Source organism: Stenotrophomonas sp. YJH_SMC_29 (assembly GCF_059371235.1).
On sequence record NZ_JCAFUK010000006.1, the window covers coordinates 1 to 14,128 of the forward strand.

General features: G+C 68.4%; 12 protein-coding genes and 1 rRNA gene. 7 read left to right on the forward strand and 6 right to left on the reverse strand.

Going from position 1 to position 14,128, the window contains the following annotated elements:
• Positions 1 to 22 precede the first annotated feature (22 nt).
• Positions 23 to 137 (forward strand): 5S ribosomal RNA (gene rrf / locus AC5P9I_RS08315).
• A gap of 410 nt (positions 138 to 547) precedes the next feature.
• Here rrf and AC5P9I_RS08320 read toward each other — a convergent pair.
• The 3 genes from AC5P9I_RS08320 to hemH all read right to left on the reverse strand — a co-directional run bounded on the left by AC5P9I_RS08320 (position 548) and on the right by hemH (position 4,757).
• Positions 548 to 2,653: a methyl-accepting chemotaxis protein gene (locus AC5P9I_RS08320; protein ID WP_049471490.1), complete on the reverse strand. Its 2,106-nt coding sequence runs from the start codon at positions 2,651 to 2,653 to the stop codon at positions 548 to 550.
• 290 nt (positions 2,654 to 2,943) lie between these two features.
• Positions 2,944 to 3,798, reverse strand: a complete 855-nt coding sequence (locus AC5P9I_RS08325) for an alpha/beta fold hydrolase (RefSeq protein ID WP_088476028.1) — start codon at positions 3,796 to 3,798, stop codon at positions 2,944 to 2,946.
• The gene (gene hemH / locus AC5P9I_RS08330) at positions 3,795 to 4,757 is read right to left on the reverse strand and encodes a ferrochelatase (protein ID WP_049471084.1); all 963 of its coding nucleotides are present in this window, start codon (positions 4,755 to 4,757) and stop codon (positions 3,795 to 3,797) included. Before hemH ends, AC5P9I_RS08325 begins: the two co-directional genes overlap by 4 nt.
• A gap of 164 nt (positions 4,758 to 4,921) precedes the next feature.
• Here hemH and AC5P9I_RS08335 point away from each other — a divergent pair, with 164 nt between their 5' ends.
• From AC5P9I_RS08335 to tatC, 4 genes are all read left to right on the forward strand, one after another.
• Positions 4,922 to 5,809: a lipid-binding SYLF domain-containing protein gene (locus tag AC5P9I_RS08335; RefSeq protein ID WP_049471086.1), complete on the forward strand. Its 888-nt coding sequence runs from the start codon at positions 4,922 to 4,924 to the stop codon at positions 5,807 to 5,809.
• 75 nt (positions 5,810 to 5,884) lie between these two features.
• Complete coding sequence (gene tatA / locus AC5P9I_RS08340; protein WP_049471087.1) at positions 5,885 to 6,112, forward strand: Sec-independent protein translocase subunit TatA; 228 nt, start codon at positions 5,885 to 5,887, stop codon at positions 6,110 to 6,112.
• 15 nt (positions 6,113 to 6,127) lie between these two features.
• Complete coding sequence (gene tatB / locus AC5P9I_RS08345; protein ID WP_130768312.1) at positions 6,128 to 6,580, forward strand: Sec-independent protein translocase protein TatB; 453 nt, start codon at positions 6,128 to 6,130, stop codon at positions 6,578 to 6,580.
• Complete coding sequence (tatC, locus tag AC5P9I_RS08350) at positions 6,577 to 7,326, forward strand: twin-arginine translocase subunit TatC (protein WP_005420449.1); 750 nt, start codon at positions 6,577 to 6,579, stop codon at positions 7,324 to 7,326. The genes tatB and tatC overlap by 4 nt, the downstream gene beginning before the upstream one ends.
• An 86-nt stretch (positions 7,327 to 7,412) precedes the next feature.
• Here the strand turns inward: tatC and AC5P9I_RS08355 are convergent, their stop codons facing one another.
• Genes AC5P9I_RS08355 through AC5P9I_RS08365 form a run of 3 tightly spaced genes read right to left on the reverse strand, consistent with a single transcriptional unit; the run spans position 7,413 to position 10,927 of the window.
• Positions 7,413 to 8,324 (reverse strand): BPSS1780 family membrane protein, encoded by a 912-nt coding sequence (locus tag AC5P9I_RS08355; protein WP_049471093.1) that lies wholly within the window; start codon positions 8,322 to 8,324, stop codon positions 7,413 to 7,415.
• Positions 8,325 to 8,373: 49 nt separating this feature from the next.
• Positions 8,374 to 9,120 carry a glutamine amidotransferase gene (locus tag AC5P9I_RS08360; protein WP_049471095.1) on the reverse strand — a complete coding sequence of 249 codons (747 nt, stop codon included), beginning with the start codon at positions 9,118 to 9,120 and terminating at the stop codon, positions 8,374 to 8,376.
• Complete coding sequence (locus AC5P9I_RS08365) at positions 9,092 to 10,927, reverse strand: GspE/PulE family protein (RefSeq protein WP_049471097.1); 1,836 nt, start codon at positions 10,925 to 10,927, stop codon at positions 9,092 to 9,094. Before AC5P9I_RS08365 ends, AC5P9I_RS08360 begins: the two co-directional genes overlap by 29 nt.
• An 83-nt stretch (positions 10,928 to 11,010) precedes the next feature.
• On the opposite strand from AC5P9I_RS08365, the gene glyQ reads away from it, so the two are divergent.
• Together glyQ and glyS are read left to right on the forward strand one after the other, a co-directional pair.
• The gene (gene glyQ, locus AC5P9I_RS08370; RefSeq protein WP_014648902.1) at positions 11,011 to 11,922 is read left to right on the forward strand and encodes a glycine--tRNA ligase subunit alpha; all 912 of its coding nucleotides are present in this window, start codon (positions 11,011 to 11,013) and stop codon (positions 11,920 to 11,922) included.
• Between the two features lie 87 nt (positions 11,923 to 12,009).
• Complete coding sequence (glyS, locus tag AC5P9I_RS08375; protein WP_130768311.1) at positions 12,010 to 14,085, forward strand: glycine--tRNA ligase subunit beta; 2,076 nt, start codon at positions 12,010 to 12,012, stop codon at positions 14,083 to 14,085.
• The last annotated feature ends 43 nt before the right edge of the window (positions 14,086 to 14,128 follow it).

Here is a 14,128-nt window from a genome sequence, read left to right on the forward strand (position 1 = left end):
AGTGCGACTCTCCAAAAGCCTCCCTGGTGAAATTAGCGCTGTGGAACCACCCGATCCCATCCCGAACTCGGAAGTGAAACGCAGCTGCGCCGATGGTAGTGTGGCTCAAGCCATGCGAGAGTAGGTCATCGCCAGGGTTTATACCCAAAACCCCGCTGCTCACGCAGCGGGGTTTTTCTTTGTGCGCAGAACATGCGGGTAGTGCCGGCCGCTGGTCGGCAACCCCATGGCCCGGCATCGTCCCGGGAGGTTCACGCGATGCGTGGAGGGGGCTCCACGCGCGACCCCAGTGCCCACCAAGGTTGGCGGCTACCGAGGGCAGGCGGATCAAGAGTAGATCCACGCCATGCGTGGATGGGGTGTTCCTGCAAAAAGCGATGCCAACCAAGGTTGGCAGCTACGCTTCGCAGGCCCAGCCGGCCAGCGGCCGGCACTACCGTTAGAACCACGTCATGCGTGCATGGGTTGTTCCTGCGACAAGCCTAAGCCATAAAAAAAACGGCGCCCTGCGGGCGCCGTTTTCCTCAACGTGCGACGCAGGGCCTCATCACGCCGCCCGCGACACTCCGTGCAGTTCCTGCTGGCGGAACACCGACACCGCCTCGGTGAGCGTGCCTGCCTGCGACTGCAGCTCGCGTGCGGCGGCGGTCGCTTCCTCCACCAGCGCGGCATTCTGCTGCGTGGCCTGGTCCATCTGCACGACGGTCTGGTTGATCTGCTCGATGCCGATCGACTGCTCCTGCGAGGCCGCGGAGATCTCATGCATCAAGTGGCTGACATTCTCCACGCCGCCGACAATGCCCTGCATGCGCAGGCCGGCATCGGCCACCAGCTGGGCACCCTCGCCGACCTGGCGGCCGGCCTCATCGATCAGCTTCTTGATCTCCTGTGCCGCGGCGGCCGATCGCTGCGCCAGCACGCGCACCTCACTGGCGACCACCGCGAAGCCGCGGCCCTGCTCACCGGCGCGTGCGGCCTCGACCGCTGCGTTGAGCGCGAGGATGTTGGTCTGGAACGCGATGCCATCGATGACGCCGGTGATGTCGCCGATCCGCTTCGAGGCGCCTTCGATCGCCTGCATGGTGTCGACCACCCGCTGCATGGCGACATTGCCGTCGCTGGCGGCGGCCTGGGTAGTGACCGCCAGCTGGCTGGCCTCGCGTGCATGGGCGGCATTCTGGCGCACGGTGGCGGTCAGCTCTTCCATCGACGCAGCGGTCTCCTGCAGATGCGCGGCCTGGCGCTCGCTGCGCTCGGACAGCGCGCCGTTGCCGGCAGCGATCTCGCTGGCCGCGGTACTGATCGAAGACGCGCATTCCTGGATGCGACCGACCATGCGTGCCAACTGGGCGGCGGTGGCGTTGGCATCACGCTGGATCGCGGCGAACGCACCGTGATACTCGCCATGCATGCGCCGATCAAGATCGCCGCTGGCCAGCGCCGAGAGCATCTGCCGCACTTCGTCGACAGTGCTGCCCAGCGTATCCAGCAGCTGGTTGATGCCACCGGTCAGGCCATCCAGGAAGCTGGCGCCCTCCGCTGGCTGCAGGCGCTGGTCAAGGTCGCCAGCGGCGGCGGCGGCGACGATGTCCGCGACGGCATTCTCCAGCTTGAGCTCCTGGGTGCGGTCATGCCACTCCACGGCAAAGCCCAGGCGCACGCCTTGCGCGTCGAACACCGGTGTGACCACCTGCGCGAAGTGCACCGGGCCGATCTGCACCTTGCCGTTGTGCGCGACCTGCAGGCCGTTGAGGATCGCGCGGATGCGGTCCGGGTTGGCGTGGAAGCGATGGATGCTGCTGCCGACCAGGCGCTCGGCATCGAAATCAGGAAAGGCCTGGCGCAACGTCGCCTGCTGGTTGCGCAGCAGTGCCACCACCGAGCGGTTCACATAGCGGATCACATGGTCGTTGTCGGCAATCATCATCGCGGTGCGCGACGCATCCAGCGCCTGGCGGATCTGCGCGTTCTCGGCATGCGACGCGGCTTCCCGTCCCCGCTGGGCCTGCACGTGGCGCGCAGTGTCGGCCAGGGCGTGGGCCAGCGAACCCGGTGCATAGGCGCCGGTATCGGCATGTGCCCCAAGATCGGCACCCGTGGCGATATCGCGTGCGAGTGCGGCAAGCCGACGCGGGCCATGGCCCAGTGCTTCGGTCTGCTGGCGCAGCCGCTGCGCGACCTGGCCGAGGAACAGGGTCAGCCCCGTGAGCATCGCGGCCTGCAGCAGCGTCGGCCACAGTGCAGCGCCCGCCTGCGGCGGTACCAGCAGCGCGAGCGTGCCGACGCTGCCGGCCAGCCACACCGGCCAACGATCGCGATGGCCGAGCAGCACCCCCAGCAGCACGGCGATCGGCAACGCCGGCGACAGGCCGACGATCGCGCATGCCAGGGCCAACTGCAGCGCGACCAGGACCGCCAGGCCGTTGCGGGCGATGCTGCGGCCGGCCAATGGACCTGCCAGCCACAGCGCCGGCAGCGCCGCAGCCGCCATGCACGCAGCGGCCACGACCTGCGGGCCACGCAGGGCCAACGCCAGGCCTGCGACGGCCAGTGTCGCGCTGCCGATCAACAGTCGACGGTCAGCGCCGCGGGCGAGTTGCTGCAGATGCGGCAGGCGGGCGGCATCGGGGGGACGGGAGGATGCAATGGACATCGGAGGCTCCTGGATCAGCAGACGACAACGACCACGCCGCAGCGCACGCAGCAGGGCGTGACCGGGGCATGTGTCGGGAATTCGAGGAATGCGGCGCGATCAGCGACGCGGAGACGGGACACCGTGGCCACTTCCTGTGGGTGACGGTGCAGCGGAGCGGGCATGCGGACTTCCTTGCAGAACCAGACACACGCCGCAGGCCCGACCGGGCCCGCGTGCAGCGGGCGCAAGGGCCCGCAACTGGTGTATCGGCCGCGAACGCGCAGAGTGAAGCGTGTGCTCGCCTGCGCTCAGCCGGCGTTGTCGTTGCTGAAGAAGCGCAGGATCACTTCGGCGACCTTGGCCGGGTCTTCCATGTGCAGGTGATGGTTGCCGGGAAACACCGCCAGCCGTCCATCGCGCAGGTGCCGCAGGCGATCGCTGCGCATCGGTTCGGGATAGTAGGGCTGCGCGGGAGTGGCGTAGATCACCTGCGTCGGGCAGGTGATCGCCTGCAGCAGGTTGTCGATCTGGCCCTCGCTGAGGCGGATCGCCGTGGGCAGCATCAACCGTGGATCACTGCACCAGCGATAGCCACCCTCGACGGGCTCCACGCCACGTTCGACCAGCAGCCGCGCGCAGTGTTCGCTGAGCTGATTGGTCATCATCCGCGCGCGGATCGGCGCAGCGAGGTCGGGGAACACGCGCAGCTGCTTGCGTGCCAGCGCCCGCGTCGCGTTCACGTGTTCGCGCAGGCGATGCGCGGTGTCCTCTTCGGGGCCACGCAGGCCACCGAGTGCTTCGATCGCCACCAGGCGCTCGACGCGGTCACTGACGGCGGCGGTGAGGCTGGCGATGCCGGCGCCCATCGAATGGCCGAGCAGGCTGAAGCGGTCCCAGCCCAACGCGTCGGCGACGTCGAGTACGTGGCAGATGGCAGCGGCCGTGGTGTAGCTTGCGCCGGCCGGAAGATGGGCGCTGTGGCCGTGGCCAGGCAGGTCGACCGCCACCAGCTGCAACGACGGCAGGTGCGGGGCCAGCGGCACGAAGCTGGCGGCGTTGTCGAGCCAGCCATGCAGGGCCAGCACGCGCGGGCCGTCACCGGCGGTGCGCAGGCCGGCGACGCGTGCGCCCCCGACCTGGAGTTCAAACGGTTGCAGACTCATGCCAGCGAGGACACGGCCAGCCGCGCCAGCGCGCGCGCGTGCTCCGGATCGGCGTTGAGGCAAGGAATGTAGCGCATCGTTGCGCCGCGCTCGGCCAGCGTTTCGGTGAAGCCCAGCGCGACCTCTTCCAGCGTTTCCAGGCAGTCGGTGGCGAATCCGGGGCAGACCACATCGATCTGCTTCACGCCGGATTCGGCCAGCGCCCACAGGCTGGGTTCGGCATACGGCTGCAGCCAGCGCTCGCGGCCGAAGCGCGACTGGTAACCCATCTGCCAGTCGTCCTTGCCCAGGCCCAGTGCATGGGCGATGGCCTGCGCGCTGGCCGCGCAGCGCTGCGGATACGGATCACCCGCGTCGGCCAGGCGCTGCGGGATGCCGTGGAAGGAGAACATCAGTTTCTGGCCGCGGCCGTGCTGTTCCCAGTAGCGGCGGATCGAGCCGGCAACGGCCTCGACCCAGCCCGGGTCGACCGAGTAGTCGCGTACCAGGCTGACGGTCACGCCCGGGTTGCGCCGCTGCCAGGCATCGACCCGGTCCTCGACCGAGGCGGTGGTGGTGGTGGAGTACTGCGGGTACAGCGGCAGCACCACGATGCGGCGTGCGCCTTCGGCGGCGAGGCGGTCGAGCTCGCCGGCCAGTGCCGGTTCGCCGTAGCGCATCGCATGGCGGACCTTCAGCGTCGGCAGCAGGGACTGCATCGCCTCCGCCAGTTGACGGGTATGAACCATCAACGGCGACCCGTCCGGTAGCCAGACCTGCGCATACTTGGCCGCGGACCGGCCGCTGCGCAGCGGCAGGATCAGGCCGCGCAGCAGCGGCTGCCACAGCAGCGCCGGAATCGCGACCACACGGGGATCGGACAGGAATTCGGCCAGGTAACGACGTACGGCGGGGGCCGTCGGCGTCTCGGGCGTGCCTAGGTTGACCGCCAGCACGGCGGTATCGGGTGCGTCGAGCATGGGAGCATTGTCGCCGATCCGGCGCCGCGCCGGGATGCAGGGTTCGGATGGCCGGCATAGGCCGCGTCAATGCGGGCAGGCAACGCTCATTGGCGATTCATGACAACGCCACTAATTTCAGTCACTTGCTATATCTTTCTATGGACTGACTTCTGGAGCCTGCCATGCGTCGCCCGATCCAAGCCCTGCTGATCGCCGCCAGCCTGCTGTCCAGCCAGGCCATGGCCGGACCGCAGGAAGACCAGCGCGCCCGCAACGCCGTGCGCGTGCTGGCCGAAATCCAGGAAATCCCTGAACAGGGTATTCCGGACAAATTGCTCGACGAAGGCCGCGCAGTCATCGTCATTCCCGACACGATCAAGGCCGGCCTGGTCATTGGCGGTCGTCGCGGCCACGGCCTGATGTCGGTGCGCATGCCCAACGGCGCGTGGTCGAGCCCGGTGTTCGTCAAGCTGACCGGTGGCAGCATCGGCTTCCAGGCCGGCGTCCAGTCTTCGGACGTGGTGCTGGTGTTCCGCAACGACCGCAGCCTGGACAACCTGGTCAACGGTAAATTCACCCTCGGTGCCGATGCCGGCGTTGCCGCCGGCCCGGTGGGCCGCAATGCCGCGGCGGCCACCGACGGCCAACTGAAGGCCGAGATCTGGTCGTGGTCGCGCGCCCGCGGCCTGTTCGCCGGTGTCGCCCTGGATGGCGCGGTGCTGCAGATCGACGATGCCGCCAACCTGGAGGCTTATGGCAGCAACACCACGCCGCGGATGATCTTCGAAGGGCGGGTTGCCGGTTCGCCGTCGATGGATGTGGTCGCCTTCCGCGATCGCCTGGAGGAGGCCACCTACGCCGCGCGCAACAACCGCAACGGCACGGCTGGCACTGCGCCGCGTCCGGCCCCGGCGGCGGCTCCTGTGCCTGTTCAGGCAGCCCCTGCGGCCCCGGCCGAAGCGACCACTGCGCCGCTGCAGAACGTGCCGCAGACGCCGCCGCCGCAGCAGCAGGGCTTCCAGCCGGTCAACGACGGCGAAATCCGCACGGAAACGCTGGGCGGGAACTGACTTTCGTCACGCGCGCCGGCTAACAGCCGGTGCGCTATGCTCGACAGCCTGATCACTAACGTAACGAGCGTCTTTATGGGCAGTTTCAGCATCTGGCATTGGTTGGTCGTGCTGGCCATCGTCCTGCTGGTGTTCGGCACCAAGCGCCTGACCAGCGGCGCCAAGGACCTCGGTTCGGCGGTCAAGGAATTCAAGAAGGGCATGCGCGACGACGACAAGCCGAACGCGCAGCTGGGCGATGAATCGCGCAGCCAGGACGCCTCGCGCACCGCGCAGGACGAGCACGACCGCAGCCCTCGCTGATCCGGAGCGGTCGCGGTGTTTGATATCGGCTTCAGCGAACTGCTGGTGATCGCGGTGGTCGCCCTGGTGGTGCTCGGTCCCGAGCGCCTGCCCAAGGCGGCCCGCTTCGCCGGCCTGTGGGTACGGCGTGCCCGCAACCAGTGGGATTCGGTGAAACAGGAACTGGAACGCGAACTGCAGGCCGAAGAGATCAAGCGGCAGATGCAGGACGTGCACCAGGGCATGCAGGACACCGAGAACCAGTTGCGTGCCAGCGGCGAGGCACTGCGTCGCGAAGCCCAGCAGGCGCAGCGGCAGGGCGATGAGCTGGTACAGGAAGTACGCGCACCCGCGCAGGCGGACGTTCCGCCGCACCTGGGCGGGCCTGCCGCGGAGGCACCCGCACAGGAGCCTGCTGCACCCGACGCGACCACCGCCGCTGACGCCGGTGCGGCGGCGCCGACGCAGCGCACGGAGCGCCAGCCATGAGCGAACAGGATTTCGGCGAGAGCTCGCTGGTCGAACATCTGGTGGAGCTGCGCGGCCGTCTGGTGCGCGCCCTGCTTGGCCTGGGCGTGGTGCTGCTGGCGCTGCTGCCGTTCACCCAGAAACTCTACAACGCCCTGGCCGAACCTCTGGTCTCGCAGCTGCCCAATGGGCAGACGATGATCGCGACCAATCCGGCCGGCGCCTTCTTCGCGCCCTTGAAGCTGACGTTCTTCGTGGCCCTGTTCGTGGCGGTGCCGTGGCTGCTGTACCAGCTGTGGGCCTTCGTCGCCCCGGGACTGTATGCGCGTGAGAAGCGCCTGGCGGTGCCGCTGCTGGTGTCTTCGGTACTGCTGTTCTACACCGGCTGTGCCTTCGCCTACTTCCTGGTGCTGCCGGCGGTGTTCCATTTCCTGACCACCTTCAGCCCGGACGTGATCGCGATCACCCCGGATGCGAACGCCTACCTGGATTTCGTGCTGGCGATCTTCTTCGCCTTCGGTGGCAGTTTCGAACTGCCGGTGGCGATGGTGATCCTGGTCCTGCTGGGCTGGGTGACGCCGCAGCAGTTCAAGGAAGGCCGCGGCTACGCGATCGTCGGCATCTTCGTGCTGGCAGCGGTGCTGACTCCGCCGGACGTGGTCTCGCAGCTGATGCTGGCGATCCCGATGTGCCTGCTCTACGAGCTGGGCATTCACGCCGCACGCTGGCTGGTGCCGTCATCGGCAGTCAAGAAGCCCGCCGCCTGAAAAGCCAAAAGGGGACGGAGGGGATTAAGTCGTTAGCTGCACACACTGGGCATAAACGACTTAATCCCCTCCGTCCCCTTTTCCCATCAGGCGTGGAAGATGTCGCTCGAGGTCGGGGTGGTCGGGATCGGCGGTGCGGCGCGGCTGCCGCGATGCACGAACATCTGCTTCCATGCGGCATAGACCGCACCGACGTACAGCGGCATCAGCACCGTGGTCAGCACCAGCTGCGCGATGAAGGCGGCCGCCAGCGGGCCACCGATCAGCATCGCGATCTGGATCACGATCACGAACAGGATGTAGATGCAGAACGCGGCGATCAGGCCAAGCACGGCGAACACGATCATCGCGCCGATGTTCTCGATGCAGCCCTGCAGGCTCAGGCGCAGCGCGTGCATGCCGCTCTGCTTGTCGAACACCACCAGCGCCGGCTGGGTGAACATTGCCAGCGACAGTGCGACCGCGCTCAGGAACACCAGCAGCATCCACAGTGCGATGCGCTTGGCCGGCAGGTTGGCCACCAGCGCCGCGGCATCGTCCGGCTTGATCTGCTGGCCACTGCGGCTGATCTCTTCCATCTTGGTCATGACCTCGCTGAAGGCGGTGAAGCCTTCGCGGCCGATCATCAGGAACAGCAGCGCGCCCAGCAGCAGCACCGCCAGCACCTGGATCGCCAGCGGCACCAGCAGGTGGCTGACGCGGTGGTCGCGGATCGGCTGCAGCAGGTGCGAGGACAGGCCCGGGCGGCCTTCGTCGATCTCGCCCACGGCGTACAGCATGCCGCCGAACATAATCGGCGAGATGGCCAGGGTCATCAGCTGCACGGCCATGCCGGCGGCGCCGGGAATCAGCGTCGACAACAGCGTGACCACCCAGCTCACCAGCAGCCAGGCCAGGCCGATCCGGGCCAGCTGCAGCGGCGCACGCCGGTACAGCGAGAACGTATCCAGCAACCACTGGGCGCCCGCCGAGGCCGGCAGCTTGCGAATCTCTTTCATGGACATCCGGGAAGGACAGGAGGGGCCGGGCGCTTGCCCGTGCCGCCGATTATCCCTGTTTTGCCGCCGGCTGGGCTGAAGACAGCCGCGCCTGGCGAACGAAGCGGCGCAGCAGCTGGCGGGCCAGCGGTGCGGCGCTGACCGCGCGCTCGATGCTGCGGGCGCAGCCGCCATGGCGGCCGATGCAGTCGGCGCGGGCACGCACGTAGCCGCGCATGTGGTGGGTGGCGAACTCGGGGTGGAACTGTACGCCCCAGGCCTGGCGCCCCCAGCGGAAGGCATGGCAGCCATCCAGCGGCGAGCGTGCCAGCACTTCGGCGCCGTCCGGCGCGCGCAGCACGGTCTGCAGGTGGGTGGCGTGGGCGGCAAAGTGCTGCGGCAGGCCCTGGAACAGCGGGTCCTGCGCCGCCTGCGGCTGCAGCTCCAGTTCGATCGTGCCGGACTCGCGCCCGGCCGGGTTGTAGGCCACCTCGCCGCCCAGCGCGTGCGCCAGCAGCTGGTGGCCATAGCAGATGCCGAACACCGGCAGGCCGGCGTGGGCGGTCTGGCGCAGCCATGCGGCGCTGCGCTCACTCCATTCGGCGTGGTCGGTGACGAAGGCGGCCGAGCCAGTCACCAGCACGCCGGCGAAGGCGTGCGGATCGGGCAGTGCGCCGCCGTGTTCGACGTCGACCACCACGGTCTGGTGTTCTTCCAGCCCGGCGGCCACGCGGATCCAGTGCGGAAAGCGCCCGTAGCGGCGCAGCGACGGCACCGGGCGGCCGGTTTCAAGGATCAGGAACGGGGCTGGGTTCATCCGGAGGCGGCAGGACTGACAGGACTTCCTCGATTGTAGTCAGCCCCTGCGCCACCTTTTCAAGCCCGGCCTGGCGCAGGGTTCGCAGCCCTTCAGCCCGCGCGGCACGGGTGAAACCGGCCAGATCCATGTCAGCGCGGATCTGCCCACGCAGCCGCGAGCCCAATGGCAGCAACTCATACAGGCCGATGCGGCCGAGGAATCCGGTGCGCCGGCACTCCAGGCAACCGACCGGACGACAGGGCGTGGCGGCATCTGGATATGCAGCTTGGCTATCAGCCAGCACCGCCCAGTCGGCAGCACCAAGGGTGTGCGGCTGCTTGCAGTGCGGGCACAGCGTGCGCACCAGGCGCTGGGCGAGGATGCCGTTGAGGGTGCTGGCCAGCAGGTAGTGCGGCACGCCCAGGTCGAGCAGGCGGGTGACCGCCGACGGCGCGTCGTTGGTATGCAGCGTAGACAGCACCAGGTGGCCGGTCAGCGAGGCCTGCACCGCCATCTGCGCGGTTTCCAGGTCGCGGATCTCGCCGATCATGATGATGTCCGGGTCCTGCCGCAGCAGCGTGCGCACGCCGCTGGCGAAATCCAGGTCGATGTTGGCCTGCACCTGCATCTGGTTGAACTCGGGCGCGATCATCTCGATCGGGTCCTCCACCGTGCACACGTTCACGTCGGGCGTGGCCAGCCGCTTCAGCGTCGAATACAGGGTGGTGGTCTTGCCCGAGCCGGTCGGGCCGGTGACCAGCACGATGCCGTGCGGGCGTTCGACCAGGGCGTTCCAGCCGGCGGCCTCCTGCGGGCTGAAGCCGAGCTGGTCGATGCTCTTGAAGGCGGCATCCGGGTCGAAGATGCGCATCACGCACTTCTCGCCGAAGGCGGTGGGCATGGTCGACAGGCGCATCTCGACTTCGCGGCCACCCGGCGAGCGGGTCTTGATGCGGCCGTCCTGCGGGCGCCGGCGTTCGGCCAGGTCCATGCGGCCGAGCACCTTGATGCGGCTGACCACGGCGGTCATCACCGCCGGTGGCACCTCGAACACCTTGTGCAGCACGCCATCGATGCGGAAGCGCATGCGCCCCATCTCGCGGCGCGGTTCCAGGTGGATGTCCGAGGCGCGCTGTTCGTAGGCGTACTGCAGAAGCCAGTCGACGATGTGCACGATGTGCTGGTCGTCGGCATTGACGTCGCCGGTGCGGCCCAGCTCGACCAGCTGCTCGAAGCTGGGCAGGGTGGTGCTGGCTTCGCCGCGGACATCGCCGCGCGCGCCACGCACCGAGCGGGTCACCCCGTAGAACTCCATGGTGTAGCGGTGCAGGTCGAGCGGATTGACCACCGCCAGCTCGATGCTGCGGCGGGTCAGGTGCTGCAGGTCGCGGCGCCACTCCTGCACCAGCGGCTCGCTGGTGGCCACCAGCACCCGTTCGGCATCCACCGCCAGCGGCAGGAAGCGATGGCGGCGGGCGTAGGCGTGGGAGACCAGCGCGGTGACCGCGGCGACGTCGACCCGGGTCGGATCGATGCGCAGGTAGCGGCTGCCGGTGCGCCGGGCCAGCCATTCGGTCAGGCGTTCCAGGGTCAGTTCGCCACCGTCGTGGGCGGCCAGCTTGAGGTTGGACAGCAGCACCAGCGGGTGCACTTCGCTGGCATTGCGGGCGCCCTGTGCGGAAAACCGCATGCGCTCGACATCGTGCTCGGCGACCAGGCCATCGGCCAGCAGCGCTGCGCAGACCTGTTCGAAATGCAGGCGTCCCCACGGCAGCGGGATGTCGCCTGGCTCGCCGGGCGTGCCCACCGGCAGCCGATGTTCCATCTGCCTGCTCCTCCCGGGTACGGAATGCCCCGCAGGTCGGCCGTTATACTAACGCACCCCCTTGCCGGCCAAGACTCGTACGCATGTCCGCGACCCCGACCGTTCCGATCACCTTCCAGGGCCTGATCCAGACCCTGAACCAGTTCTGGGCCCAGCAGGGCTGCGTGCTCATCCAGCCGCTCGACCTGGAGGTGGGCGCCGGTACCTTCCACCCGGCCACCTTCCTGCGTGCGATCGGTCCGGAACGCTGGAACGCGGCCTACGTGCAGCCCTCGCGCCGCCCGACCGACGGCCGCTACGGCGAGAACCCCAACCGCCTGCAGCGCTACTACCAGTACCAGGTGGCGATGAAGCCGGCGCCGGACAACATCCAGCAGCTGTACCTGGATTCGCTGAAGGCGCTGGGCATCGACCCGCTGGTGCACGACCTGCGTTTCGTCGAGGACAACTGGGAATCGCCGACGCTGGGCGCCTGGGGCCTGGGATGGGAAGTCTGGCTCAACGGCATGGAGGTGACCCAGTTCACCTACTTCCAGCAGGCCGGTGGCCTGGAGTGCCGCCCGGTGCTGGGCGAGATCACCTACGGCCTCGAACGCCTGTGCATGTACCTGCAGAACTGCGACAACGTCTACGACCTGGTCTGGACCTACGGCCCGGACGGGCAGCCGGTGACCTATGGCGACGTCTACCACCAGAACGAAGTCGAGCAGAGCACCTACAACTTCGAATACGCCGACGTGGACGAAATGTTCCACCGCTTCGATGCCTGCGAGCGTGAAGCGCAGAAGCTGGTCGAGGTGGGCCTGCCGTTGCCGGCCTACGAGCAGGTGATGAAGGCCAGCCACACCTTCAACCTGCTCGATGCACGCCGCGCGATCAGCGTGACCGAGCGCCAGCGCTACATCCTGCGCGTGCGCGCGCTGGCCCAGGCGGTGGCCAAGGCGTACTACGAGCAGCGCGAGAAGCTGGGCTTCCCGGGCGCGAAGAAGGCCTGACGGGCCGTCCGCAGCCACCCGCTTTTCATCAACTACCCGGGGCGCCGGACGCGTCGCGCGCTGCGCCCCCACCACAGGATCGAACCGATGAGCCAACTGTCCCCCCTGCTGATCGAACTGGGCACCGAGGAGCTGCCGGTCAAGGCGCTGCCGGGCCTGGCCCAGGCGCTCTTCGACGGTATTGTCGAAGGGCTGCGCACGCGCGGCGTCGCACTGGACCTGGGCGATGCACGCCCGCTGTCGACCCCGCGCCGGCTGGCCGTGCTGCTGCCGGGCGTTGGCCTGGAACAGCCCGAACAGCACAGCGAAGTGCTGGGCCCGTACCTGAACATCGCACTGGACGCCGAAGGCCAGCCGACCAAGGCGTTGCTGGGCTTCGCCGCCAAGGCCGGGATCGACTGGACCGCGCTGGAGAAGACCACCGACAACAAGGGTGAGCGCTTCGTGCACCGTGCGGTGACTCCGGGCGCACGCACCGCCAGCCTGTTGCCGGAGATCCTGCGCGAGGCGATTGCGGCGATGCCGATTCCCAAGCCGATGCGCTGGGGCGACCACACCTGGGGCTTTGCGCGCCCGGCGCACTGGCTGGTGCTGCTGCACGGTACCGAGGTGGTGGAGGCCGAGCTGTTCGGCCTGCAGGCCGGCCGTATCAGCCGTGGCCATCGCTTCCACCACGACCAGCCCGTGTCGCTGGCCCAGCCGCAGGATTACGTTGAAGCCCTGCGCGCCGCCTTCGTGCTGGTCGACCCGAGCGAGCGCCGTGCGCGCATCGTCGCCGAGGTCGAGGCCGCCGCGGCCAAGGCCGGTGGCAGCGCCCGCATCAGCGAAGACAACCTGGAGCAGGTGGTGAACCTGGTCGAGTGGCCGTCGGCGGTGCTGTGCAGCTTCGAACGCGCCTTCCTGGCAGTGCCGCAGGAAGCACTGATCGAAACGATGGAGATCAACCAGAAGTTCTTCCCGGTGCTGGATGCCGCCGGCACCCTCACCGAGAAGTTCATCGGCATCGCCAACATCGAATCGAAGGACGTGGCCGAGGTGGCCAAGGGCTACGAGCGGGTGATCCGCCCGCGCTTCGCCGATGCCAAGTTCTTCTTCGACGAGGACCTGAAGCAGGGCCTGGCGTCGATGGGCGACGGCCTGAAGACGGTGACCTACCAGGCCAAGCTGGGCAGCGTGGCCGACAAGGTGGCGCGCGTGGCGGTCCTGGCCGAGGTGATCGCGCCGCAGGTCGGCGCCGATCCGGTGCAGGCCAGGCGGGCTGCCGAGCTGGCCAAGAACGACCTGCAGTCGCGCATGGTCAACGAGTTCCCGGAGCTGCAGGGCATCGCGGGCCGCCACTACGCCGTGGCCGGTGGTGAGCCGGAAGAGGTGGCGCTGGCCATCGACGAGGCCTACCAGCCGCGCTTCGGCGGTGATGACATCGCGCTGTCGCCGCTGGGCAAGGTGCTGGCCATCGCCGAACGCGTCGACACGCTGGCCGGTGGTTTCGCCGCGGGCCTGAAGCCGACGGGCAACAAGGACCCGTTCGCCCTGCGCCGCAATGCGCTGGGCCTGGCCCGCACGATCATCGAAAGCGGCTTCGAGCTGGACTTGCGCGCGCTGCTGGCCAGCGCCAACGCCGGCCTGGCCGCGCGCAACGTGCAGGCCGATGTCGGCGAGCTGTACGACTTCATCCTCGACCGCCTGAAGGGCTATTACAGCGACAAGGGCGTGCCGGCCACGCACTTCAACGCGGTGGCCGAACTGAAGCCGGCCTCGCTGTACGACTTCGACCGCCGCCTGGATGCGATCGGCACCTTCGCCGCACTGCCGGAAGCCGAAGCACTGGCTGCGGCCAACAAGCGCATCCGCAACATCCTGCGCAAGGCCGAGGGCGACATTCCGGCGCAGATCGACCCGGCGCTGCTGCAGGAAGACGCCGAGCGCGCGCTGGCCGAAGCGGTCACCGCCGCCATCGACGACACCGGCGCCAGCCTGCAGCACAAGGACTACGTGGCGGTGCTGGCGCGCCTGGCCCGCCTGCGTCCGCAGGTCGACGCGTTCTTCGATGGCGTGATGGTCAATGCCGAGGATCCGGCACTGCGCGGCAATCGCCTTGCGCTGCTGACGATGCTGGGCGAGCGCCTGGGCAAGGTGGCGGCGATCGAGCATCTGTCGAGCTGATGCCCGTATCGGTAGTGCCGGCCACTGGCCGGCATTGCCACCG